At 42.5% G+C, this 26318-nt stretch carries 14 protein-coding genes and 1 tRNA gene; 6 read left to right on the top strand and 9 right to left on the bottom strand.

Translation table 11 applies throughout. The features are described 5' to 3' along the window. Positions 1-16: 16 nt before the first annotated feature. The 8 genes from Bovatus_RS08505 to Bovatus_RS08470 all read right to left on the bottom strand — a co-directional run bounded on the left by Bovatus_RS08505 (position 17) and on the right by Bovatus_RS08470 (position 12389). Positions 17-2224 (bottom strand): S46 family peptidase, encoded by a 2208-nt coding sequence (locus Bovatus_RS08505; RefSeq protein ID WP_004300857.1) that lies wholly within the window; start codon positions 2222-2224, stop codon positions 17-19. Next, entirely contained in the window at positions 2221-4410 is a 2190-nt protein-coding gene (locus Bovatus_RS08500; RefSeq protein WP_004300856.1) for a zinc-dependent metalloprotease, read from the bottom strand. Before Bovatus_RS08500 ends, Bovatus_RS08505 begins: the two co-directional genes overlap by 4 nt. Positions 4411-4454: 44 nt before the next feature. Then, entirely contained in the window at positions 4455-6020 is a 1566-nt protein-coding gene (locus tag Bovatus_RS08495; RefSeq protein ID WP_004300855.1) for a DUF6850 family outer membrane beta-barrel protein, read from the bottom strand. A gap of 91 nt (positions 6021-6111) precedes the next feature. Next, complete coding sequence (locus Bovatus_RS08490) at positions 6112-7299, bottom strand: DUF4876 domain-containing protein (RefSeq protein ID WP_004300854.1); 1188 nt, start codon at positions 7297-7299, stop codon at positions 6112-6114. A gap of 8 nt (positions 7300-7307) precedes the next feature. Continuing rightward, positions 7308-10286, bottom strand: a complete 2979-nt coding sequence (locus Bovatus_RS08485) for a TonB-dependent receptor (RefSeq protein ID WP_004300853.1) — start codon at positions 10284-10286, stop codon at positions 7308-7310. Positions 10287-10309: 23 nt separating this feature from the next. Further along, positions 10310-11380 carry a FecR family protein gene (locus tag Bovatus_RS08480; protein WP_004300852.1) on the bottom strand — a complete coding sequence of 357 codons (1071 nt, stop codon included), beginning with the start codon at positions 11378-11380 and terminating at the stop codon, positions 10310-10312. Between the two features lie 79 nt (positions 11381-11459). Beyond that, on the bottom strand, positions 11460-12032 hold the full coding sequence (locus tag Bovatus_RS08475; RefSeq protein ID WP_004321495.1) for a sigma-70 family RNA polymerase sigma factor: 573 nt from the start codon (positions 12030-12032) through the stop codon (positions 11460-11462). Between the two features lie 283 nt (positions 12033-12315). Then, positions 12316-12389 (bottom strand) — tRNA-Ala (locus tag Bovatus_RS08470). A gap of 115 nt (positions 12390-12504) precedes the next feature. Here Bovatus_RS08470 and Bovatus_RS08465 point away from each other — a divergent pair. The 3 genes from Bovatus_RS08465 to pulA are packed head-to-tail and all read left to right on the top strand — an operon-like array spanning position 12505 to position 15428. Then, entirely contained in the window at positions 12505-12807 is a 303-nt protein-coding gene (locus Bovatus_RS08465) for a DUF4286 family protein (protein WP_004300849.1), read from the top strand. Then, positions 12804-13370: a crossover junction endodeoxyribonuclease RuvC gene (gene ruvC, locus Bovatus_RS08460; RefSeq protein WP_004300848.1), complete on the top strand. Its 567-nt coding sequence runs from the start codon at positions 12804-12806 to the stop codon at positions 13368-13370. Before Bovatus_RS08465 ends, ruvC begins: the two co-directional genes overlap by 4 nt. A 51-nt stretch (positions 13371-13421) precedes the next feature. Continuing rightward, positions 13422-15428, top strand: coding sequence for a type I pullulanase (pulA, locus tag Bovatus_RS08455; RefSeq protein WP_004300847.1), 2007 nt, complete (start codon positions 13422-13424; stop codon positions 15426-15428). 80 nt (positions 15429-15508) lie between these two features. On the opposite strand, the gene Bovatus_RS08450 is transcribed toward pulA, so the two are convergent. Further along, positions 15509-19642 carry a hybrid sensor histidine kinase/response regulator transcription factor gene (locus Bovatus_RS08450; protein ID WP_004300846.1) on the bottom strand — a complete coding sequence of 1378 codons (4134 nt, stop codon included), beginning with the start codon at positions 19640-19642 and terminating at the stop codon, positions 15509-15511. Between the two features lie 395 nt (positions 19643-20037). Between Bovatus_RS08450 and Bovatus_RS08445 the strand changes: the two genes are divergently transcribed. Genes Bovatus_RS08445 through Bovatus_RS08435 form a run of 3 tightly spaced genes read left to right on the top strand, consistent with a single transcriptional unit; the run spans position 20038 to position 26295 of the window. Further along, the gene (locus Bovatus_RS08445) at positions 20038-23211 is read left to right on the top strand and encodes a SusC/RagA family TonB-linked outer membrane protein (protein ID WP_004300845.1); all 3174 of its coding nucleotides are present in this window, start codon (positions 20038-20040) and stop codon (positions 23209-23211) included. A 19-nt stretch (positions 23212-23230) separates the two neighbouring features. Then, positions 23231-24877 carry a RagB/SusD family nutrient uptake outer membrane protein gene (locus Bovatus_RS08440; RefSeq protein ID WP_004300844.1) on the top strand — a complete coding sequence of 549 codons (1647 nt, stop codon included), beginning with the start codon at positions 23231-23233 and terminating at the stop codon, positions 24875-24877. Between the two features lie 41 nt (positions 24878-24918). Beyond that, positions 24919-26295, top strand: a complete 1377-nt coding sequence (locus Bovatus_RS08435; RefSeq protein ID WP_224440855.1) for a glycan-binding surface protein — start codon at positions 24919-24921, stop codon at positions 26293-26295. Positions 26296-26318: the final 23 nt, after the last annotated feature.

The raw sequence follows: 26318 nt of genomic DNA, 5'->3' as shown, positions 1-26318 counted from the left end.
TATAGAATTTACTAAGTTAGTGAATGTCCAATTCGTCTAATATGTATTGGGAACGTGAATATTGCTCCAAAGTCCATAACACATAGCGGATATCTACTGCGATGTTACGACTTTTCTCATTTCCTACAGTTTCGTAGTCGGAACTAAGTCCCTGCCAGATACGGTCGAAGTTGATACCCACCACTTCTCCTTTGGCATTCAATACCGGACTGCCCGAACTACCAGAAGTGGTATGTGCATCTGTCAGGAAACAACAGGTGGGTGTCACTTTCTGGCTAAAGTAGTTACTGGGTTGGCGGTGTTCGATGAGTTTGACGAAACGTGCCGGCAGATTGAAGTCCTTGTTTCCGGCATAAAGGCGATGACGGCTGAGCATTCCGTCAACAGTTGTAAATGGAGTATAGATGACTCCTTCGCTGGGAACGGCTGCCTTTACTTTTCCCGTAGAATAACGCAGGGTGCGGTTGGCGTCAAATGCAATTTGTGTCCCCTTGTTCTTTTCAGCGTATGCTTGCAGATACAAAGAGTAGAGTTTCATGTTTTTATTCTGATACGCTTGTTTCAAACGGTTTATTTTTTCTACATACACCAGATAGAAACCGAGTGACAACTGATACAGCCCATCTTGTGACAGTGCAGCTGTTCCTTGTGTCGGTACACTGTCCAGAAGTGCGAGCATACTTTCTTGATTACGCAGGGGGGAATGATCGTACAGGCTGTCTATATAGGCAGAAAGATGTTGAGGGTAATGCTTTTCTACCTTTTTCAATGCTGTGGAGTAGAAAATAGAATCTACGTGATCCAGATAATAAGCCAACATCTTTTTCATGATATATTTGTCGTCTTCAGGTCTGAAATCACGATAGAATGCTACGGTAAGCGGTTTCAGTTTGCGGATTTCTCCTTTCATGGCAGTCTTTACATTCTTGCTTTTTCTTTGTTCCATTTGCACCAGTTTTTCAAATTTTCCGGCAAAAGGAATGACGTTGGCACCATAAAGTGCGACTTCGCGAAACATCTGGTCTGTGAAGTTCAGTTGGGTAAGACGTTCGTAGTTTGCTTTCATATCATCGAGCAATGTTGCCCCGTAGCGTTGCGTACGGGTGTCATCAGACAGAATCCATCCTGTCATCGCCTGTTCCTCCTGCTGTTTCCGGGCAATGATGCCGGATTCTTTCACACCACTGATCTCACCAATTGATTTTAGATAGACATTAGCAGCGCTTCCGGCCTTAATGTTATAGTAGGAATAAAGCGAGTCGGCAGCCGTTTCTTTACGTTGTGTGTAGAAGTCGAGCTTGATTTTGGCAATATCTGCTTCTGCTTGCGTGTCTTTGAATACAATTTTCTCAAGGGCAAACGAAGGGACATATTGCCTTGTTTGTGCAGGATAGCCGGCAACCATTACAAAATCATCGGGTTTCACTCCTTTGGTAGAGATAGACAAATGAGCGTCGGGTTGATAGGGGCGGTTCTGCTTGTTGTAGGCTGCCGGTTGATTTTTATCGTTGGCATAAACGCGCAAGATGGCGAAATCGGCAGAGTAACGGGGCCATTGCCAGTTGTCTGTGTCGCCTCCGAATTTCCCTATCGAGATGGGGGGAGCGGCTACGATACGCACATCCTTGAAGCAGCGGAAGACAGCCAGGATGTATTGTCTGCCACCAAATAAGGAGTAGATTTTTCCTTCTACACCACGACCTTTGGCTTGGGATTTGACAATTTTATTCCCGTTCTCGTTGATCTTTTGGGTAAGTGCCTGATCGGTAAGATTTCCGGTATCTTGTGTTATTTCCGTCGTTACGTCTTTGATAGTGATTAATTGATTGACCTGTAAATTCGGAAGATAAGTCTCTTCGCTGCGTTGGGTAGCCCAGCAGCCATGCTTCACGTAATCGTGGTTTGCATCGGAGATATGTTCGAGATAACGTGCGACACAGTGGAAGTTGGTCAATACCAGTCCTTCACCGGAGATGAAAGAGGCACTGGCAGAGGGAGAAAATGTACTGTTGTCATAACTTAATGAAAGGGTAGCATTCGACAGACACGACTGGTTGATGTCGTAAATATCTTTTTCACTAAGGCGCAATCCCTGTTTTTTCATTGCCTGATGTACTTTTCCTTGTATTTGAGTAGGCAGCCAGAAGCCTCCATCGGCATGCACGGGCTGTATGCACAACAGGCAGAGGAGGTAGAAGGCGGAAATAATGGTAGTTAGCTTCATTGTATTTTGTTTTTTAAATAATTATTCCAGGTAGAAGGATTAGTTGTTAACTGTTCGCGGATGCGGGTAAGATGCTCGCTGACCGTAGGGGAGAAGAGTACACTGAAAGAGGAGGTACGTGCTTCTGTTAGCAATGATTGCAAGGTCTGGAGATAGCTTTCCTGCAAATGTCGTGTGAATATGTCCGGTGTCTTGTCCGTAAAAAGATAGTTGGCAGAGACTTCCAGATAATGGGCGTAGGTAAATCCTGCTGGTGTTTCGTTCGAAGAGATTCGTTCGGCAATGATTCTGCCAAACATCTTTTCAATAATTGTCTTTTGTGCTTTTATGATGGCTTCGGTTGGGTTGCCGGCATATTTGCATACGGCATCCGTCCGTAGGAAGTTGTATCCGCCAAGCAGTTCTTTCCAAAGAAATTCGACAGCTTTTCCGGATACTTCATCGGAGAAACCAATAAAAGGAATCACACGTTCCAGATGGTCGAAATAGGCTTGCTGCAAATCGGTATAGGTGGCGGGCATCTCCTCAAACGGGTTATCTGTCAGACGTTTTTTGTTCCATTCCGGCAATTGCGTCAATATTTGTTGAAGGTTGCGGATTCCGTAGGTTGCCGATGCGACGGGGTCATTACCGAGATCGGAGGTTTGAACGGTAGGATCAGTGGGAATGGTGCTCGGTGCCATGCGTCCGCAATGATACATGGGGTCGTTTTGTTTTTCATCTATCCATCCGGCTACAGTTCGGGTGTTCTCGCGGGAGAGATAGGCGTATCCGATACGGATGGCGTATCGGTCGTATACTCCCAACAGGGGAGGTAATACGTAACGGACGCCGTCTCCCGGTTGGGCGACATAATTGAACCGGGCATAATCCATGATGGACGGGGTGGTGCCGTAACGTTCTGTAAATTCCGGACGACGCAGGTCTTCTGTATTATGGGCATACGAGGCTTTGAAATTATGTTCCAGTCCGAGGCAGTGACCTATCTCATGGGCGGCGGCGTAACGGATTAATTGTGCCGTTATGTCATCCGGTAGTGTTTTCGTGCGTGCCGCAGGATGGTAGGCTGATGTTTGCAGGAAATACCATTTGCGTAGCAGGGCTATGACATTACTGTGAAACAATACGTCTGCTTGCAGAATTTCTCCTGAACGCGGGTCTACCCAGTGTTTTCCCATTGCGTTCGGGAAATCGCTGACTACATATCGGAAACAGTTGAAACGTATATCGTTCGGATCGAACTCCGGTCCGGCTTCGGCGTATGTCTTTGCTTGCATAACTTCTTTAAAGCCAATCTCTTCGAATGCTTTGTTCCAATCCAGTATTCCTTTGCGTATGGCTTTTTTCCAAAGAGGAGGGAAGGCATCGTCTATATAAAAAACGATGGGTTGTTGAGGCTTCACTTGTTTGCCTTGCAAATAACTGCGTACATCTTTAGGAGAGGGGACAATCCGGAAGCGGGTGATGTAGTTTTCCGCTGCGATTGAGGGAGTATCGAAGTTGAATTTCCGTTTAGGGATATTGTCATATCCTACCCGGGCATCGTGTATACGTGGTTGCATAGGTTGCTCAGGCAGTAGTAACAGCGATTTCCGTATGGTAGTGAGGAAAGGTTGGGTGGTTCCTTCAAAACCATACTGTACGCTGACTTCCAGGTTCTTTTCGTGGACGTCTACCTGAAGTATTTTATTGAGTTGGGGCAGGGAGCGTCCTGGTGACGTTTTCCCTCCAAAGGGGTCTACACCTTCTATGGGCTCACTAAGAAATTTGCTCCAGTTTACAACAATCGAGCTGTCTGTCTCCTGTTCTATTTTCCAGGATTCCGCTATGGGAGTGATAGCATTGCGCGCATAGGCCGGATATGAAAGATGAGTTGTGTCCTCACATAAGTTTTTGGAGTCGGGACGTAATAGATATAACTGTTCTTTGTCATATTTCAAACGTATCCATACCGGATCATAAAGTCGCTGGCCTGCATAAAGTTTAACTTTATTATTGGGAGAACTGACGGTCATCACACGGGCTGCTAACAGAAAATCCCGGTTTATCAACCGTTTGGGTATTTCTACAAAACATCCTTTAGCGTTTTGCCGGATGTGAAACATGGGGGCAGAGTTACCCCAAAGGAGGGTGGGAAAGAGCAGCAGGAGTAGCAACCGAAGTTTGTTATTGGCAATTCTCATCATGATTGGTGTAAATTATCTGGTTGGTTTTTGTGGGGTGAGGAAGGTTAATGGTACAATCCGAGACTTATTCCGAACATTTTGGAATCGGTTTTCTTGTCGGTCTTCAGATATGCTCCTGTGGCTTTGACGAACCACACGTTGGTGTGTTTCTTTATAGTTACAGGCATTTGATATTGTATTTGAAGTTTTCCGTGCGCATACGATGCTCCATAATAGGTCATGTCGGGTAAAAGCACACTTTGGGCGTATTCAGTGGACGGATCGTTGAGTGACAGGTCCGATGATAGCGAAATGTGATATCCGGCTTCTGCTTCTATCCATAATGAACGGTTGTTTTTGCGCAGGAATGAATATCCGCCCTCCATGCAGATAGTTGCCTGTCGGACTGTAAGCGATGAAGACGGAAGATTGTATTGATCTTCTACCGATTGAAAATAGGCGCGTGCGCCTGCGTAGGCTGTGGCTTCTCCGGTGTGATGATTACTCCACAACAGGCGGTAGTGCAGATTGGCATTGAGTAAATCGACGGTGTAACGTTCGTCGTACGTGAGAAGTGTGTTCCAGTAGGAAGATTCGATACCTGTTACCGGATCTTTTTCTATTATTTTTTCCTGACGGTATTCGTCGGCTTTTCCGGTCTGATAGTTAATGGAAATGTCGATGATGTGTTCTGTGCGTCCGGATTTGATCCGGTTCATAGAAAGCAAGTTGTAGGTGGTGGTGTGATATTTTCCCGGTGAATATTTGATGTCTCCCCATACGTCTTCGTTGCCTTTGGCGTATGAAAGGGTAGTAAGTGTTTGAATCCGTTCGTTTTTATATTGATAAGACAATTCACCGCCAAATTCATGGTTGACGAATTCACGTTCAAAACCGGAGTAACCACCAGTGGTACCATCAGTATTTTCCATTCCGGTGAAGGTGTAGTATTTGAGGTTCGGATCGGTTTGTACGGTGGTGATGTTAGGGATTTTTTCTTTTCTGCGATGGTAATAACCGCTAAGACCCAGCGAGTGTTTGTTCCACGTGTAGGTGACGGCAGGAGTCAGTTGATAGTCTGCCAGATTGGTGCGTGAACGGGGGTCTTTCAGTCGGGAAAGATCTCCTACTTTATAATCCAGTCGTGCGCCGAAAGTGAAGTTTTTGATAGGCAGAGTGGCTAACGCTGCCGAGAGGTCGAAGTTCTGGAAGTCGTACTTTCCTTTGATGGAGCTTCCTGAAAAGTAAGGATTGGAGTGGTGGCTACGCAATACGTCGCTCCATGAACGGTTGAATTGCCGTCCCATGTCAAAGGTAAAACGCCCGTATCCGTAGAGATATTTTCCAATTTTTTGGTATCGTTCCGAAGTGAACAATAATTTGTTTTGCTCATCACCGTCCTGAACCCGATAGTGTGTGCCTTGCTGATGAGAGAATTCGAAATAACTGATTCCCCGGTTGGTCAGCGTATCCAAAGAGAGCCCGGCAGGATTCAGGGTACGTCTCCATAACTGGGTAGCATCGGCGTACTCGTATTTTTCTTTTGTCTGTAATTCGATATCTTGGGCATGTATGCACAGTGCAGTTACCATCAGACCGGTAAAGAGTATATATCGATGGTTCATCATCATTTCTGAATTGGTTTAATTATTTCGTGAAGTAGTTGAAGAGACTGTACCGGAAGGTTATATGTTCTTGGGGCACAGTCTCTTTTATTTTCTATTATTTGTATTCCCTCGGTTTGATTTCAGTTGATACGGCAAAATCGTTACTGCTGTTATTGGTATCAGCAAGAATGGTGCGCCCGTTTTCTGTCTTGGCTGTTTTGCGGTAGACTACTTCTCCGGTATATCCGGTGGTAGCCTCCGTGTATTGATAGCCTGCATCAATGTAGTTGTAAAGACGTTTGGAATTTTTATCTACTCCCGTACTTTTGTTTTTCAAACATTCTACACCATCCATTATGTATTTTACAGGGGTTTTGACAAACTTGCTTCCTTTATCTTTACCGTCAACGTATACAGTTTCCCATGAGGTTACATCTTCATCCGTACTGAATAATACAACAGAACAGGGACCACCTTGTACCAGATTCATATTACTGATTGTGGGAAATGTTGTATATATCAGTTCTACAGCCGGGGTTGCAGGATTGTTGGTTGTTTTCCCTTGCGTATCTTTAGCTTCAAAGTCGGCTTTGGATAAATCTACTTCATTATTTCCTGTATGGTCGATGGCACTATTGGCAACGATTATCGAGGCTCCCGGTGCAACTTCTGTGACTCCATTAGATGGGAAACGATAAATCTGTTTTAGGTAGATATATTCCGGTGTGGAGCCAAGCGTATATGCAGGAGTACTTTCCGACTCTACCAGTCCGAAATAAAGTCCGGCTATATCAACGGTTTGGTCCGAGTTATTAAAGAACTCAATGTACTTTCCTGCCAGATAATTTTTATTATTGTTGTCTTTGGTTCCTGCATAGTAAACTTTGCTGATAACAATTGATTGTTTGGCAGAAATACTTGTTTGAAGTTCGATGGTTGTTGACGAGCCGACAGTATATTTCAATAGACTGCCGGAAATCACATAATTTTCATTTTGCGGATCGTTGCCTGTCATTTCTTCATATTCTTCTGCAGTGATTTCGCAGGAAGTAGAGATGTCATACAAATCGGGAATCACTCCTTCGAAAGTGGCTATACCTTTTTCGTTTGTAATGGCAGTGTATTTACCCATTGTAACAGTGTGCCCTGTATATAGAATGTCGGACTTGAATCCTTCGGGCATGGATACTTTCACTTGTACGGTCAATGCTTGTGTGGCATTGTCGTCAGAGGAACATGCAGCCATGATAACTGTGACAGCCGCAAACATCATTTTTGTAATAAAAGAAATTGTTCTATTCATATTGTGATTTATAAATTAAAGAATAATTCGACACCAAAACTGAAATTACCTGTATTACGCTGTACTAGCGTGTTGGAGGTAGAGTTTTTGAGAAAAGGTTCGTAAAAGAGTATGTTGTTGGCATAGAATGAAATGCCGCCTATATTGCCCAGCTCCTTGGTGAGGCGTCCCGCCATTAACCATGTAATAGGGGCTTTGCTTGGCACATTGTCTTTAGGATTCTTGCGTTGGCTTTTCAATGATACCCCTTTTATTTTGTAGTTCTCATCTGCCAGCATATCTGCTGTTATTTCATGATAAGAGAGGTCTGTGTCTATCCATCCGATGGGGTCCATCGGAGGATTGTTGCTCTTGGAATAATTGTACCAGATGGCTTGTGTTGAGAACGAAGCTACCATACGCAGTGCCGGGATATTGGTCACAATCCGCAGAGTGTTCGTAAAGCGGCGGTAAGTGCTATAGTTTAGCCCGGATGGATATACAATTTTGAATGGAATGGTATTGGTTACCTGATATTCAGTAGGTAGATCGGTAGGATTGCTACTGTTGATGTCTGTAGAGTAAGTCTTGGATTCCATATATGCTCCTGACAGATAGAATGAAGTGTGCAGTGCCGGAATCTCGCCGAAGTCAAAGTCCATTTCTATCCCTTTATTGATAGAGACATTCGTGTTTCCTATTTTACCGGTCGTACTGAGTACAAGGTCCGTGCGTTCTGGATTATCCCAATCTATTTTTGTGGCTTGTCCAGGAGTGATAATCAGTCCTTTTTCCGCAGAATAATAGTTGGCTGTATACGTAAAATATTCTGTGGCCGATCCGAATCCGTTAGCGGTTTTATCATGATAACCGATGAGGCTTAATTTATGCTTGTCCGATAACTTTATGTCGAACCCTGCCTCCCATTTGCGATTGGTCGCATTCTTCAATCCTTTAGTTCGTTGCACGTTGTACACTTGGGTGTGGTACATTAATATTTGTCCGACTTTGTCGTCTTGAGGCATATAATTGGCAGCTACACGGTCGATGTACTTTTTGTCGGGATAGAGATAATCCAAACCGGGAGTTTTTGAGTTGAGTCCGAATCCTCCACGGATATTTAGCCATTTGTTGACGGAGAATGAAGCATTTACACGAGGAGAGAAAGAAAAGGTTGCTTCATCCGCCCACGGCTGTAAAGTGGTGAAACGTCCGCCTAACTGTATTTTCAGAAATCTGTTTTCTGATATATCCCAACGGAAGTTATCTTCTATGTAAGCGGCCATCTGATGGATGCTCGGAATATCGGAGAAAGGACGGGGACGTCCGTTACTGTTGGGTTGCAATGGGTAACGGTCGTCATCATTATAATATCCGCGGGCATTATTCCAGTCGTAGTGGTATTCCACTCCCATTTTGAAGTTCTGATATGTTTTCTTTGATTTTACGAAGAACGTGTTGCTGACTTTGGCATATACATTTCCGGGACGGCTAAGGGAACCTCCGCTTGCCTGATAGGAGCTTTGCTCGAAAGGCACATTATAATACCCTGTTTCTGTGGCAGTAAGTATCGGTAGCAACCCGGACGAATTGGCAACAATGGCGCTCTTTTCCATCTCTGTTTGAGTATAGCTGACACCTAATGTGTAATTAACAGTACGTGAGAATGGTTTATTAATTGATAGTTTGCCATTATGGCTTAGTGAGAACAGCTGGTTGCGATTCTTTTGAAAAGTGCCGTCGTCAATGGCATCCGGGTCTTTTCCATTCCAGTCTTTGCCCATCATGTAACGTACCTTTGTGTCTGTATGCCAGATACGTGAAAAATCTTTGCTGTATCCCAAGCTAAAGGTGTAACGGTCGAATGACTTTGTTTTCTGGCGTGGATCTCCCCATGCTTGTGCATAGTCGAGATTGAAATTCAGGATACCGGCATCTTTGTTTAAACGTAATCCTTTACCGAGCGAGTAATTCATTGTTCCGGGATTTATCTTTCCCTTGATCTGCCAGGGAGTTTGTCCGATTTTGGAATGAACAACTACAAGTCCGGAGGTTAAATCACCGTATTCGGCAGAAGGAATACCACGGATTATTTCTACGGATTCAATATCGTCCGCACTAATTTGGCGTAAGTCTGTTCCGACAAATGCGGTACTTGAAAATCCTCCTTGCGATAGTGTACCATTGTTGGACATGGGAACTCCGTCCATTATGATACTCGAACCGAAGGCATTGGTGTTATTGTTAACAAGAGTACGGAGCTGTACATTGGAACGGGATGTCAGATCTGTATTTTTCATTAAGTGCCCCGGTATGAGTTGCATCACGTCATCAAGGCTCATAGCCTGTAAATGGTCTATCGCTTGTCTGCCTATAATGGAGCTGGTAGATTCTCCGGCCGCATTTTGTTTTGCTACCACTACTACCTCTTTCAAAGCTAGCGAAGTGGGAGACATGCGGATCGTCAGATCCAGGTTTTGTTCAACGTTGATTTCCCGTTGCACAGTCTCGAAGCCTACATACGAAATATTTAATATGTATTTTCCTGTGGGGACGTTTTTTAGTACTGCCTTTCCCTCCATGTCGGTTGCGGCATAAGCTCCTAGCGGATTGAGAACGCAGGTTGCCATTGGTAGCGGCTGTTTGTTTCCCCTTTCCAACAACAGGATATGGATGTCATGAGTGGTGGTTTGCTTTTGAGCAGGATAGAGTAGAATAACGGATTCATTGATTTCGTACGTCAGTCCTATTTGCTTGCAAAGGTTGTTGAGTAAAGTGCTCAATGATGTCCCTTGCGGATAATTGAGTGTTACAGTCTGTTGGCTATTAATATTCTTCTCTTCATAGACAAAATGTACATTGGCAGCTTGCCGAATCTGGGTCAGTGTGGTACGTACCGGGATATTCCGTACTGATATGACCACATTTTGGTTTTGTGCCGATACATTGGCGGCAAACAGGATAATGGCTACTGTTTGCATCATCCGGATTAAAAGATATTTTTTCATATTTGAACAACGCTTTTTCCTGTTTAATATTGGGGACGGTTCTCTGTTATCTCAATAACATTTCCTTTCTGTCTGAAGTGTACATTAGAAACTTTGGATAATATATCTACTGCTTTTTGTAATGGTTGGTCGCGGAAGATGACTCCTGCAAACTTTCGTTCACGCAATTGCGGGTCGGCAAAGGTCATGTTAACGTTATACCAGCGCGAAAGTTGTTGCACAATAGTTTCCAGTGACGTATCGGTATATTCGTATATACCGTTTGCCCAGGAAGTATATTCCTGTACCTGAACTGTTTGTGTATTAATTGTTTTTGATTGTATGACAGCTTGTTCACCGGGTGAAAGAGATTTTTGTTCTGTCCCTTTCTTTTCCTCGCAGTATACTTTTACGGCTCCTTCTTCCAAGGTTACGGTAGTTTGATTCTTCTCGTAAGTATTGACATTAAACCGTGTTCCTACTACTTCTACTATACCGTACGGGGTATGTACAATGAAAGGATGGAGCGTATCTTTGGCAACTTCAAAGAGAGCTTCTCCTGTGAGGTAGACTTCTCTTTTATTACCGGTAAAAGAAACGGGATAAGTAAGACGGCTTTCGGCATTGGCGTGTACGCGTGTACCGTCTGAAAGCACGAGTTTATATTCTCCTCCTCTGGGTACATTTAAAATATGCTTTTCTGCATTCTTTTGTATACTCGTTTGAGTGTCGTATCTTAATTCTTTTTCTGTATTTTGAGCAACTTGCATGCCGTTTGCATTGAATATGGATTTATCTTGCGACAGCAGGTCGTAAGATTCTCCGTTATTTACAAACAGGGTTGCTTTCTGTTCCCCTCTGTGTGCAAATAGAGATTGGTCATATTCTGTGAGTGTGTAAAAACTGAAAGCTGCTATTAACAGGCAGGCAGCGGCAGTGCTGCTCCAATAGGTGTACATTCGTATCCGTTTACGGTGGCGGATGCGTTGCTGGATTGATTCCCATGCTTGTGCTTCATCGCATTGTGCCGCAAATTCATTTACCCGTTTCAACCGGTACCAGTTGAGCAAAGTAATCAGATTTTTCTCCGTTTTATTATGGTCTTCTTGATTCATCTTTTCTCTCGTTTTATTATATGATCCGGAATTGTGTAAAATGGGTGTCAAAAACGAGAGACTTTTTTTCTTGGAAGATTTATGATAGGTTTATCAAGAATAAAGATACTAGAAGTAATTTCTCGTTTTTACGCAGTTTCTTCATCGCTCTGGCAAGATAAGTCTTTAATGTATTGACGCTGATATGCAGTTCACTGGCTACTGCTTTATAGCTTTTGTTTTCAATAACGACACCATAGAGTGCTTTCTTTTCTTGTTCGGGCAATGCTGCTAAAGCTTTTTCCAACTCCTTTTCTTTTTGTTCACGTTCATTCTCTTCAAGGCTTTCACATATATATAGGTATTCTTCTTCGTTGAGAAGAATATCGCTGGAGTCTATCTTTTCTCGTTTTTCAATGAATTTCAGTGATGCATTGCGAATACAGAGATAGGCATATCCTTTCAGATTGTCAGTAATGGTTTTATAGAGCTTCTTTTCCCAAAATGAAATAAAAAAACTTTGAACGATATCTTCGGATTCGGAAAAGTCATCCGTAATCTGTACTGCATACATACATAAACGGATATAGTAACGCTGAAAGAAAAGGTTGAAGGCCCTCTCTTTATCCGTACTGAATAGACTTACTAATTCTTTATCCGTTAAATGATTCATTTTTATAATAGAATTATGCAATGCAAAATAACATAAAAATATTAAGATATAATACTTCTTGTTTATGTTTTTATGATAAAACGTCATTGAAATACCTATTTGTAGGTATTCGATATCTTTTTGAAAGTGTAGATGTTCAGTCGGAAATGCAGCTGTAAGGCCGGAAACATGGGAGATTTAGGCGTTTTTTTCTATGAGTTTTTCTTTTGAAGGGAATAGAGGGATGGAATAGTTATAAAAAAAGAAAAAAGAGTTCTGTTTTAGAACCCTTCTGCGATGTTTGTGGAGCGTATCGGACTCGAACCGATCACCTTAACACTGCCAGTGTTACGCTCTAGCCAGATGAGCTAACGCCCCTTTTTTGTCTTATATGATAACGTTTGTAAACGAATCTTTTTTGTTGCCGCAAATATAATGCATTATTCTGAAATAATTGCTATGTTTGCGGTAAATAATAGTATGAAATTAAGATATGCTGATTTATAATACAACTTTTCAAGTGGACGAGGATGTTCACGACAATTTCATGATTTGGATAAAAGAAAGTTATATCCCTGAAGTACAGAAACACGGTACGTTGAAGGCACCGCGCATTTGCAGGATATTAAGTCATCGGGAAGAAGGAAGTGCGTATTCTTTGCAATGGGAGGTGGAAAGCAGTGGGTTACTGCATCGTTGGCATTTGGAACAGGGAGTACGTTTGAATGACGAACTGGCAAAAATATTTAAAGATAAAGTGATCGGGTTTCCGACCTTGATGGAGGTGATAGAGTGATTCAACCGGTAAAAGAAAAGATAATCCTGGGGATTGACCCCGGTACGACAATCATGGGATACGGTGTTCTAAGAGTGAAAGGAACCAAGCCTGAAATGATTGCGATGGGGATTATCGACTTGCGTAAATTTGCCAACCACTATCTGAAACTTCGCCATATCCATGAACGGGTATTGAGTATTATTGAAAGTTATCTGCCTGATGAGCTGGCTATTGAAGCGCCTTTCTTCGGTAAAAATGTACAATCGATGTTGAAGTTGGGCCGTGCACAGGGGGTAGCGATGGCAGTGGCGTTGAGCCGGGACATTCCGATTACGGAATATGCTCCTTTGAAGATAAAGATGGCTATCACCGGAAACGGGCAGGCATCCAAAGAACAGGTAGCGGATATGTTGCAGCGGATGTTGCGCTTTCCCAAAGAGGATATGCCTACTTTTATGGATGCAACAGACGGATTGGCAGCAGCCTATTGTCATTTCCTGCAAATGGGGCGGCCGACCATGGAAAAAGGTTATAATAGCTGGAAGGATTTTATAGCGAAGAATCCGGATAAGGTGAAGTAAAGCGACTGATTATAGGGATAGATATAAAGGAAATATCTAGGGGAGGTTTAAATGAAGATGGGAAGTAATTATTTAGCAATATTAGGGGTGACTACAGTGACAACAGTAATGAGCTGCTCCCCTGCGAAAAAGGAATATGCTTCTTTTGAGCTGTATCCGGTTCGTACGGGAAGTCTTACGGAAATGGAATATACGCCGTTGGCAACCAAATTTTATCTTTGGTCACCAACTGCAGAAGAAGTACGCCTGATGCTATATGATGCCGGTGAAGGCGGACATGCTTATGAAACAGTAAAGATGGAGCCCACAGAAGATGGAACCTGGACAACTTCAGTAGATGAGAACCTGCTTGGCAAATTCTATGCCTTCAATGTAAAAATCAATGATAAATGGCAGGGAGACACGCCGGGAATCAATGCCCATGCTGTCGGAGTGAATGGGAAACGTGCTGCCATTATTGACTGGAAGACTACAAATCCCGAGGGATGGGAGAGTGACAGGCGTCCTTCTCTGAAATCTCCTGCTGATATGATTATCTATGAAATGCATCATCGTGACTTCTCGGTTGATTCTACTTCGGGAATTAAGAATAAAGGTAAATACCTCGCATTGACTGAACACGGGACCATGAATTCAGATAAGTTATTGACCGGTATCGATCACTTGATAGAACTGGGAGTGACACATGTACATCTTCTTCCTTCCTCTGATTATGCTTCTATCGACGAAACAAAACTGGAAGAAAACCACTATAACTGGGGATATGATCCGGCGAATTATAATGTGCCGGATGGCTCTTATTCAACTGACCCTTATCAACCTGCCACTCGTGTGAAAGAGTTCAAACAAATGGTACAAGCACTGCATAGAGCTGGTATCCGTGTGATAATGGATATGGTTTATAATCATACTTTTAATACCGTTGAAAGTAATTTTGAACGTACTGTTCCCGGTTATTTTTATCGTCAGAAAGAAGACGGGACATTGGCAAATGGTTCCGGATGCGGTAATGAGACGGCAAGTGAACGCCCTATGATGCGCAAGTTTATGATAGAGTCCGTTCTTTATTGGATAAAAGAATATCATATTGACGGTTTCCGTTTTGACTTGATGGGAGTGCATGATATTGAAACCATGAATGAGATCCGGAAAGCGGTGAACAAGGTTGATCCTACCATTTGTATTTATGGAGAAGGTTGGGCAGCCGACACTCCCCAATATCCGGCAGATTCGTTGGCAATGAAAGGGAATGTTTCCCACATGCCGGGAATTGCCGTATTCTCGGATGAATTGCGTGATGGGCTTTGCGGACCTGTGTGGAAAAAGGAGAAAGGGGCTTTCCTCGCCGGAGTTCCGGGAGCAGAAATGAGTGTTAAATTCGGTATTGTGGGTGCTATTGAGCATCCGCAAGTACGGTGTGATTCTGTTAATTACAGTCAGAAACCGTGGGCGGAGCAGCCTACCCAGATGATTAGCTACGTTTCCTGCCATGACGGTTTGTGTCTTGTTGATCGCTTGAAAGCAAGTATGCCGGGAGCTACTCCCGAGCAACAGGTTCGACTTGATAAGCTTGCGCAGACGGTAGTCTTCACTTCGCAAGGTATTCCTTTTATCTATGCAGGAGAAGAAGTGATGCGCGATAAACAAGGGGTGGACAATAGTTATAAGAGTCCGGATGCAGTCAATGCTATCGATTGGCGACGTAAAACGACGAACGGAGATGTTTTCATGTATTATAAGCGACTCATAGATCTGCGTAAGTCCCATCCCGCTTTCCGTATGGGAGATGCGGAAAAGGTTCGGAAGCATCTGGAGTTTCTTCCGGTGGAAGGACAAAACCTGATTGCATTCCGCCTGAAGGATCATGCGAACGGAGATAGTTGGGAAGATATTATCGTGGCTTTTAATTCCCGTATGACTCCTGCGCGTTTGGAAGTGCCTGTTGGTAAATATACAGTGGTATGCAAAGATGGTGTGATAGATGTGCGTGGATTAGGTACGCAGATCGGACCGGAAGTAATTATTCCCGGACAGTCTGCATTGATTATGTATAAGTAGCTTTAGTCATTATTTGTCATATCAATAACGGCTTTCTTTCTAATTTAGATTCTTGTTTGTAACAAGTCTAATTCTGTTTGTTACATCTGTTGTTCTTTATATTCACTCGGTGAAATTCCGTAAAAGTCTCTGAATGTATTGGAAAAATGAGAGAGGTTGGAGAAGCCTGTAGCGTATGCAACTTCCGAAACGCTTAGATTCTTCTCACGTAGCAGATTGGCAGCTTGTTTCAGTCTGATAGAACGAATGAAATCTCGTGCTGACTGATTAGTCAACTCCTTTAATTTGCGGTGCATATGTACGCGGCTCATTCCAACGTTGGCTGCCAGCATCTCTACATTAAGGGTAGGGTCGGCAAGATGGTCATTGATGGTTTTCATTACTTTACTCATCAAGATCTCATCATTGGACTTCATTTCTATCTTTGTTATTTTTTCTTCTACTTGTTGTTCACCTACCAGTTTGCCACGCAGTCTTTCCCGATTGGCTATCAGATTACTGATAGTAGTTCGTAATAATTCAGTGTTGAATGGTTTTACGATATAAGCATCTGCTCCAATTTCAAGTCCTTCGATTTGGTCTTCGGCTTTCGATTTGGCGGTTAATAATATAATAGGTATATGATTGATATTGATATTCTGTTTTATTTTCCGGCAGAGAGTGATTCCATCCATTTCGGGCATCATAACATCACTGATGACGAGATCGGGTTTCTCCTTCAAAATGGTTTCCAGTCCTTCCCGTCCATTTGTACATTCGTAGATACGGAAATCACTATCCAGTTCGCTACGTATGTAGCGACGTATTTCTTCATCATCTTCTACGATTAAGACGCGATAACGTGTTTTTGCTTTGGGTTTCCTGTACTCGTTAGTTTTGTTTTCTTCTTCCGTTTCATAGATGGAATCTTTGGGAAGTTGGGAGATTGTTGGTTCGCTTCCGGTTTCTTCAGGATTTTCCAGTTCCTCTGCTTTCAAGTGATTACTACCTAACGGCAGGCGGATGACGAAACGGGTTCCTTGTCCGTCTTCGCGGTTTTCTGCTTTGATGATGCCGTGGTGCAGTTCCACTAACGACCGTGAAAGATGCAGTCCGATTCCTGTACCGAAATTAGATTGTGTCATGTCGTTGTCAATCTGATAGAAACGCTCGAATATTTGTTCTATTTTGTTTTTGTCAATACCGATTCCGTTATCGGTGATATCTATCTCGAAATAATCTTTCAAAGCACCCCGGTAGGCATCGTTGTGACCGGTTTTCAATGACACTTCGATATTTCCTCCCTCATGTGTATATTTGAAAGCATTGGAAAGGACATTCATCAATACTTTGTCAAAGTTATTTAGATCAATCCATACTTTCAGAGAATCAGCACCTTCCAGTTCTTTTTCGAAAGTAAATGTGATGTTCTTTTTTTGCGCTTGATAATTGAATGTTTGCATCAAGTCATTGATAAATCCTACGATGTCTGTTTCCCGGAATTTCAGATGCATTTGTCCTTTGTCCAGTTTTCGTATGTCCATCAGTTGATTGATCAGACGTAGAATACGTTGGGCATTCCGGTAAATCATGAGATAAACCGGTTGTTTCTCGGAATGTTCGGCTAACAGTTTCTCTAACGGGCTGATGATAAGAGTCATCGGGGTACGTATTTCATGTGAGATATTAATGAAGAATTGTAATTTGGCTTCGTTAATCTGTTCCATGTGTTTTTGTCGCATCACTTCTTGCCGGTGGCGGATACGTGACAGAATATACATGGTAAGAGCATAGATTAGTAATGCTCCGAGGCATCCCCAGATTACTTTTGCCCACCAGGTCTGGTACCAGGGTGGAGTGATGGCAATAGTAACTGTGCGGATATTAGAGAAATTATTATGGTCGCGTGCCTGTACGGAGAAAGTGTATTTCCCCGGTTTCAGACTGCTATAAGTCACCCGGTTTGTTCCCGGTTGCGTACTGATCCATTCATCGCCTAATTCTTTTATCTTATATTGATAACTAATCCGGTCGGGATTGCTGAATTCCAAAACAGAAAAATCAATGCTGAATGTATTTTCATTATATGCCAGTGTAAATTGCTCGGTATCCATGACAGCAGTATCAGTGATGACATTGTTGCCGGATTTATCCCCTTTTTTCACAGGGCGGTTAGCAACGTGAAAGCCGGTAATCAATACATTCATTTCTTTTTTGATTTCGGTGATATCCTGGGGGTAGAAAGCAGTTACTCCATTGGTACCTCCAAAAAATATCTTGCCGCGTTTATCTTTAAATACAGCAGTGCGTGTAAACTCATTTCCTTGCAGACCGTCGCCTGCATAATAGTTGATAAACTTCTTTTCCGGAGGATTCAGTTTGGAGATTCCCTGATGGGTACTGATCCATATATTTTTTTTCTCGTCTTCAGCCAGGCCGCAAATAATATCACTGGGGAGCCCATCGGCAGTAGTGAAAAGTACAGGTGTTAGTCTGTCTTTATTCAGGCAGACCAATCCTTCGGAAGTACCAGCCCAGATCTCTCCATTACTACTTTCCAATAAACTGTAAACGACATACCCGGGGAGGAGATTGTTTTGCTTTTTATAATTGATAAAATTGTCCGTTTGAGGATTGAGTACGGCCAGACCTTTATAAGTGCCGATCCATATCATTCCCTCTTTATCTTCCAGTAGGTAGCTGATCCAATCGTTCGGAAGACGGTTGATACTCCAGTCATCGTTTTCGTTGCGGGTAGATTCGTAATAGGTGACATGTTGAGTTGGTAAATTGATTTTGTATAAGCCCGAACCATAAGTACCCACCCAGAGATTCTTGTTTTTGTCTTCAATGATGCAGGAAACTTTGGGCTTGCCTGCGTTAAGATTTCCTTGTAAAAGCGAGGTGGCATCTTGACATGTTCCGGTTTGTTTGTTCATCCGTGCCAGACCATCGAAGTAAGATCCTAGCCAAAGTTCCTGATTGGAATCTTCATAGAGACATAGGATAGTGCCGGGGACAGATTGGGGATTACCTGCCTGATGGGTGTAATGGCGTAATTGTTTTCCCTGATCGTTTATGGCATATAATCCGTCGTTATCCGTACCTATCCAGATTGTAGCTTGTTCATCTGTATGAATAGCCATAACACAGCTGGAACCAATGGTGTTGTTGTGTATTGATTTGTAGCCGTAGTAGTCGAATTTATTTGAAATGCCGGGCACTAGTATCAAACCTTTCTGAAAAATGCCCAGCCATAAATTGTGATCTTTATCTTCGATTAACGAGTGAACCTTGGATTTGGAGAAGTCAAAGGGACCCGCATTAATCTCACTGTCCACAATAATATCTTGTTGAGGCTGATATTCTTTTACTCCTTCACCGTCTGTTCCTATGATAAGTTTTCCACGGGTATCAATGATGAGAGTCCGGATATTCAAATTCATCCGGTTTTGGTAGAGGACAGGTTCGAAGTTTCCTTCCTGTCGGGATGATAGTCTGAAAAGACCTTTTGTCAAGGTTCCTACGAAAATTTGTCCGTGTGCATCCTCACAAATGGCAGAAACGTCATCACCTGCTATATGATAAGGTGCTTTATAGCTTTTAAGCTCTTTACTTTCCGGAGAATAACGGTAAAGTCCTTTTTCTTCTGTAGCAATCCATAAATTTTGCCGGGAATCTTCGAAAATGACATTCAGGTAGTTACTACCTATCCGGTCTGTCAGTTCGGTTTCGATATGGAAGGAGGCGGGATTGCTGTTCTTTTTTAGGGATATGGCGCCTTGTCCGGAAGTTGCTATCCAAAGATCTCCGTTCCGGCGTTCAATAATGGAAGTGATATGAGGATTCTTTCGTCCGTCTTTCCGAGAGATGAATAATTCGTGAAAGTTGTCTGTGGCGCGGTCATATCGCTGTAAGCCATTGATGCATCCGATCCAGAAATTACCGCGACTGTCTTCGAATAATGTCCGTACATAGTTGTTTTTCAAACTGGTGCTATCCGTAGCATTATGTCGATAGATCGAGAAACGTGTCCCGTCGAATTTATTAAGTCCGTTTTCGGTAGCTATCCAGATAAATCCTTTCCGGTCCTGATATACGGCATTGATCAGACTGTTGGAAAGTTCTTTGTCTGTTGAATAGAATTTGCCGGTCTGTGCTTTCATAACAGGAGTGCTTCCTATCAGGAAACAGTATATGGAAAAAAGGAATAGGATTTGTGCTTTCATACTCATTAATATAAGCAGGGTTTATTGGTGCTTTTTATATAGACAAAGATACTATATTAAATTAAAATAGCATTAGCTTTGTTACTTTTCCTTTTACTGATGTTACGTGCAAACCCTTTAGGGATGCTTCTGGGAGGGGTATGTAACGGGTGTGCAATAGCTTGTAACGTACATGCAAGTGTATGTAACCGCCTGTCAATTGCTTGAAACAAAATCTCCACCTATGCTTGATATATTATCCATAAATTTGCATTAACCAAAAAAATGAATTGTCGGACACCTTAAAATAATAACTGCTTATGGAAACATGAATTCCTTACTCTATTCCTTATTATAAATAAGAAGAGAAAAACCTATAACTTGGATTAACCACTATCATTATTAATTAAAAAAATGATTTTATGGAAAGCACAAATCATTATTTTCGACCGTTAGGTCTTATCATTCTTTTCTGCCTCTTTCCTGTATGGGTATTGGCACAGACTGTTTCCGTGACGGGAGTGGTCAAAGATGCATCGGGCGAACCGATTATCGGAGCCAGTGTAGTAGAAGCTGGCACTACCAATGGTATAGTTACCGATTTGGATGGTAATTTTAAGTTGAATGTATCAGCCAAAGGTAGCTTGAAGATTTCTTTTATCGGATATCAGACACAAACGATTCCTGTAGCCGGGAAAAAGCAGTTTGATATTACCCTCAAAGAAGATGCAAAAGTATTAGACGAAGTAGTTGTAGTTGGATATGGTCAGATGAAACGTAGTGACCTGACCGGTTCTGTTGTATCGGTCAACGATGAAGCCATTAAGAAATCTGTAGTGACTTCCGTTGACCAGGTACTGCAAGGACGTGCTGCTGGTGTGCAGGTACAGGCTAATAGCGGTATGCCCGGTGGTAGTTCTTCCATCCGTATTCGTGGTATCAACTCTTTGAATGCCTCCAATGAACCTATCTTTGTCATTGACGGTGTTATCATCGACGGTTCCACAGGTTCGGGAAGTGATAATGCACTGGCATCTATCAATCCTTCGGACATCGTCTCTATGGACGTATTAAAGGATGCTTCCGCCACTGCTATTTATGGTGCGCGAGCTGCAAACGGTGTGATTATGATTACTACCAAACGTGGACAGAAGGGTGAGGCGCAAATAACTTATGACGGATATATAGGATGGCAGGAAATGCCTAAAAAACTGGATATGCTGAATCTGCGTGAATATGCGGAGCATAAGAATGTTCGTTCAGGAAAAGACTATTCGGGAAATGATTGGGGAATAGTGAACAAGGATAATAACTTTGTTCGTCCGGATTTACTAGGTGAGGGTACAGACTGGCAGGATGAGATGTTCTCTAAAGCTATGATGACCAGTCATAATCTTTCTGTGACCGGAGGTACTGATAAAAGTAACTATGCATTGGGAGCAGGTTACCTCAATCAGGATGGTATTGCTGTTGGTTCAGGGTTCAGGCGTCTGAACTTACGAGGTAGTTTTGATGCCCAGGTGAAGAGCTATTTAAAAATGGGTATTAACTTTGCGTTTAGTAATTCCCGTCAGAAATTGACTGTATCTGACGAGTCGTTGATTAGAACTGCTTTATTGCAGAGTCCGAGTGTGGCTGTTCGTAATGCTGAAGGCACATTTGACGGACCGGATACGGACGAATGGGTACAAACGAATCCGGTGGGTCTTGCCATGATTAAGGATAACCGCAATGAGAAAATGGGTATTCGGGCAAACACCTATGCTGAAGCTACTATCATTGACGGACTGACGTTTAAAACGGAATTGTCTTTCGATTATGGGGTAACTAATACTTATAAATTTGATCCCTCATATACTTTTGGTGCGATTGAAAATACGGACCGTCAGGGGACTTTCTCCAAATCATATAATAAGTTCTGGAGTTGGAGAAATATCGTGAATTACATGAAAACTTTTGGAGTGCACAATGTGAATGCAATGATTGGTCAGGAAATGCAGGAGAGCAAATGGGAATATCTGATGGGAAGCCGTATGGGATATTTGTCCAATGCCGCAACCGACCTGACATTGGGAGATGCCGCAACAGCCAAGAATAATGGTAATAGTGGAGAAAGTTCGATTTTATCTTATTTCGGCCGTCTGTTCTATTCATACGATGACAAATATCTGTTGACATTTACTCTTCGTCGCGACGGTTCTTCCAAATTCTACAAAGATAATCGTTGGGGATGGTTCCCGTCGGCTGCTTTGGCTTGGAAGGTTTCCAATGAATCTTTTTTGAAAGACAACAATATTATTAATAATCTGAAATTGCGTTTAGGATGGGGTGTTGTAGGTAATCAGAATGTGCCTAATAATGCATATAAAGCCATTTATTCATCTGTTGCTACCGTTTGGGGAACAGGGTTGCTGGCTGGCAATACTCCGAATCCCGAATTGAAATGGGAGTCTACTTATTCAAGTAATCTGGGACTTGATATTAATCTTTTCCAGAACAGGATTGAATTGATAGCCGATATTTATTATAAGAAAACAAATGATTTGTTGTTGCAAGTGCCTCTTCCTGCTTACGTGGGAACTTCAGGTCAGGGCTCTACTTCCGCACCCTGGAAGAATGTGGGTTCTTTGGAGAATAAAGGACTTGAGTTGACTTTAAATACAGTGAATATTGATAAAGGCGGATTTCAATGGAGAAGTAACGTGGTATTCTCTATGAACCGTAATAAAGTAAAATCGCTGGATACGGCAACCAGCCTGATAGATAAGAGTAATCAGACAGGCGAAACAATAACCGTACTGACACGTACATCAGTAGGAAACCCTATCGGACAGTTTTATGGTTATAAAGTGATTGGCCGCTTTGAAAAGGCTACTGACTTTTACTATAGAGATGCTTCTGGAGCAATTAAGCCGGTAGCATTGCCTGAAGGTATGTCGATTTCCAAGAATAGTATCTGGATTGGTGATTATATTTTTGAAGATGTAAACAAAGACGGTGTTATCAATGAACAGGACCGTACTTATATCGGTAATCCTGAACCGGACTTTACTTTCGGCTTCGGTAACTCTTTCTCTTATAAAGGCTTCGACTTGAGCATTAACCTGACCGGATCGGTGGGAAATGAAGTTGTAAACTGGGGGCGTCGTGAACTTGAAAATCCACGGGGCAATAATAATATCCTGAAATCGGCGTTGGATTATGCACAACTGGCTTTGATTGATCCGAATGGTCCGGATGATTATCGGAATATACAGATTGTAGGCGGTGACCCTTATGCTTGCCGTATGGCTATTGCCAAAGGGACAGATGATTCCAATTATCGTTTCAGTGACCGCTTTGTGGAAGATGGTTCTTTCCTGCGTATTCAGTCTATCTCTTTCGGCTATACGTTCCCGCGTAAATGGTTGGCACCGATTGGTATTCAGAATCTGAAACTTTATTGTAACCTGCAGAATGTATATACATTCACAAAATACAAAGGGATGGACCCGGAAATAGGTTCTGCCAATCAGGACGCTTTGCTTACAGGCTTTGATAACTATCGTTATCCTTCTCCGCGAATTTATACATTCGGTCTGAATTTAACCTTTTAATCATTTAAAGTGACTAAATATGAAAACAAGTAAATATATATACTCTTTCATGTTGGCTGTAGCTTTGGCGTTTGCAGGATGCAGTGACTTCCTCGATTCTGAAGATAACTCCAATATCGCAGGAGATAACTTTTATCAAACGGAAGATGATTTCCGGGCAGCAACAGCTCCTTTGTATAATAAGGTGTGGTTCGACTTTAACGATAAGTTCTATTATGGACTGGGTGATGGACGCGGATTCAACCTTTGTGCGACAACCTCTAATTATATCTATCCTTTTGCCGATTTGACCGAAACCGGATTGACGGGGCCGTTAGTTTCGGCTTGGGGCTCATTATACAATATAGTACAGCAAACTAATAAGATTATTAACGGGATCAAAGGTAACTCATCCAATAGCGAAGAAGTGAAGAACCCATATATTGCTGAAGCACGGTTCATGCGTGGAGTTGCTTATTCCTATCTGGCGATGTTATGGGGAAATGTTATTATAAATGAGGATACGGATGAACTGGTGGCTAATCCAATTGTCAATACTAGCCCGGTAAGTGATGTCTATGAATTTGCGATGCGTGACTTGGAATTTGCGGCAAAATATTTGCCGGAGGTTTCTTCTGCTGCCGGACGTGTCAATAAATACAGTGCCTTTGGCATGTTGTCGCGTGTTTATCTGACGTATGCCGGTTATAGTAGTAACCCTAATAGTGCGACCCGTAATCAGGACTATCTGGATTTGGCAAAGAAAGCGGCTTTAAAAGTGATAGAAAACAGAAATTTTGAACTGATGACTGATTATGCCGATTTGTTTATGATTGATAAAAATAACAACTCGGAAACACTGTTTGCTTTACAATGGGTTAGTAATGGTACGTATGGGGAATGTAATACGATACAGGATTATTTTGCTTGTGAGTCGGCTATTACCGGTAATGACCGTGCATGGGGCGGTTATGTTTTTGCACAACCGGACGTGATTTGGGAGTATGAAAAAGGAGATAAACGGCGTCAGCCGACTTGGATGGCTTATGGCGATCATTATCCTGAAATACAGAAAGCAAACGGAGGATATACTTGTGAGAAGAAAGCATCGGGTACTGTTTCCGGAATTTATTGTAAGAAATATGTTTGTGGTTCTAGCAAAGATAATGCGAAGATCACTTCCGGAAGTACTCCTATCAATACTTACATGTTGCGTCTGGCAGAAGTATATCTGATTTATGCAGAAGCTATATTGGGAAATAATCCTTCAACAGATGATGCCGATGCAATGGAATACTTTAACAAAGTGCGCAAGCGTGCCGGTTTGGAACCCCAAAATTCGATTACTTACGAAGATATTCGTCGTGAGCGTAGACTGGAACTTTGTCTGGAAGGACAGTATTGGTATGACTTGGTACGTAGAGCTTATTATAAACAACAGGAAGTACTCAATTATATCACCGGACAGGATAGGGGTACTGCTATTCCTGTAGTATGGGATGCGGATACACAGACTTTGAAGAGAGACGAGGATTCGGATGAAACGAAGCGTGCCATAGGTGACGTCGATTCCAGTATATTCCTTCTTCCTTATCCGGAATCGGAGACTGTGCAAAATCCTTTGTTGAAAGCGGATCCTATGCCTTATGCATTTAAGGAAGACAGAATAACCGATTTGTTTAACTAAAAACGAGAATACGAATGAAAAGCTTGATATATAAAAATAGTATGAAAGCATTTGGCTTATTGGTGAGTCTGCTCATCTGCTCTTGTTCATTTGTTTCGTGCGACGACGATGACGATAATGGCGGAAGTTCTGTGATGAACATAACAGGGATCTATCTGGAAGACGCGAAGTCGAATGTTCCTGACCGTTTGGTTGATTTTGCCCGTTTGGGACAACTGATCCGAATTGAAGGTGAAGGATTCAACGGATTGAAGAAAGTGTATATTAATGGATATAACTGTTATTTTAATCCGGTATTTGTTTCGAATAAATCTTTTCTGGTTAGTGTGAACAGTAAAGTTCCGACTACAGAAGCAGACGAGAATGTACGTAATACAATTCGTTTGGTAAAAGATGGTGGTGAATACGTTTATGATTTCCAGATTCGTGCTGCTGCACCGTCTATAACGAAAATCTCCAACTGTATGCCGAATGTAGGTGAACCTATCATTGTTTATGGAAGTGGATTGACGGAAATAGCAAAAGTCGTTTTCCCCGGAAATGTGGTGGTGACAGAAGGTATTATTTCTGATCTTGACGGTGAATATTTTATGGTGGATATGCCTGCCGGAGTTTCTGAAGAGGGCGGTTCTATTTTCGTAGAAGGTTCGAATGGTGGTGCTTATTCTCCTGCCTATTTCAATTATAAGAAAGGCTTGTTGTTGAACTTCGACGGAGTGGGTGCACAAGGGGCATGGGGCGATTCTGAAAGTATGATTCAAACAACCGAACTGGAATCAGCTTCGATTGGTGAAGGTAATGTGTCGCAAGGTGCTTACTGTCGTTTGCCATTAGAAAGACAGTTGCCGGTGGCAGCAGCGAAGAATCGTTGTGCTGAAGTTTGGACAGCTGGTAATGGCACTGATCCTGACTGGTTGACGCTGGGTGTCCCTGCTGAAACTCCTGTTGCCGAATGTGCTATTCAGTTTGAAATTTATGTGCCCGAACCTTGGTCTGAATCCGGATTCCTGAAGATTTGTGGTCAGAACGGATTCAACGGTGGAGAATGGGAGAGAGACTGTTATAATTACGTACCGTGGCTTGTAGACGGAAAGATTGTTCCTTTCCAGACAACCGGTTGGCAGACTGTAACTGTTCCGTTTAGTGAATTCTACAAATCGAAAGCATCCAGCGGAGCTTGGACCACTTTTGCCGATGTGACCGCTACCCGTGCATCTGCTTCTTATGCCAACTTCGGTTTCTATTTTGAGAACTCTGATATTACATTGGATAAGATCACAGGTGCGAGCTCGGATAAAGAAACAGAGTTTCTATCCAAAGCAACTTCCGTGAAGATTTATATTGATAACTGGCGTGTCGTACCTTTGACGAAGCCGGAATATACCGATTTCCCGGACGAAGAAGAGGATGCAGAATAATAATGACTTTAAATTGAAAAGAT

It is taken from the genome of Bacteroides ovatus, assembly GCF_001314995.1.
Taxonomy (GTDB): Bacteria; Bacteroidota; Bacteroidia; order Bacteroidales; family Bacteroidaceae; genus Bacteroides; species Bacteroides ovatus.
This window is presented reverse-complemented; position numbering and strand designations above follow the sequence as displayed.

Bases quoted from the DNA above. Each gene is read 5' to 3' on its own strand.
- Bovatus_RS08490 (WP_004300854.1), bottom strand. From the start codon at position 7,299: ATGAATAGAACAATTTCTTTTATTACAAAAATGATGTTTGCGGCTGTC.
- Bovatus_RS08450 (WP_004300846.1), bottom strand. From the start codon at position 19,642: ATGAGTATGAAAGCACAAATCCTATTCCTTTTTTCCATATACTGTTTC.
- Bovatus_RS08465 (WP_004300849.1), top strand. From the start codon at position 12,505: ATGCTGATTTATAATACAACTTTTCAAGTGGACGAGGATGTTCACGAC.
- Bovatus_RS08435 (WP_224440855.1), top strand. From the start codon at position 24,919: ATGAAAGCATTTGGCTTATTGGTGAGTCTGCTCATCTGCTCTTGTTCA.
- Bovatus_RS08500 (WP_004300856.1), bottom strand. From the start codon at position 4,410: ATGATGAGAATTGCCAATAACAAACTTCGGTTGCTACTCCTGCTGCTC.
- Bovatus_RS08445 (WP_004300845.1), top strand. From the start codon at position 20,038: ATGGAAAGCACAAATCATTATTTTCGACCGTTAGGTCTTATCATTCTT.
- Bovatus_RS08485 (WP_004300853.1), bottom strand. From the start codon at position 10,286: ATGAAAAAATATCTTTTAATCCGGATGATGCAAACAGTAGCCATTATC.
- Bovatus_RS08440 (WP_004300844.1), top strand. From the start codon at position 23,231: ATGAAAACAAGTAAATATATATACTCTTTCATGTTGGCTGTAGCTTTG.
- Bovatus_RS08480 (WP_004300852.1), bottom strand. From the start codon at position 11,380: ATGAATCAAGAAGACCATAATAAAACGGAGAAAAATCTGATTACTTTG.
- pulA (WP_004300847.1), top strand. From the start codon at position 13,422: ATGAAGATGGGAAGTAATTATTTAGCAATATTAGGGGTGACTACAGTG.
- Bovatus_RS08495 (WP_004300855.1), bottom strand. From the start codon at position 6,020: ATGATGATGAACCATCGATATATACTCTTTACCGGTCTGATGGTAACT.
- Bovatus_RS08475 (WP_004321495.1), bottom strand. From the start codon at position 12,032: ATGAATCATTTAACGGATAAAGAATTAGTAAGTCTATTCAGTACGGAT.
- Bovatus_RS08505 (WP_004300857.1), bottom strand. From the start codon at position 2,224: ATGAAGCTAACTACCATTATTTCCGCCTTCTACCTCCTCTGCCTGTTG.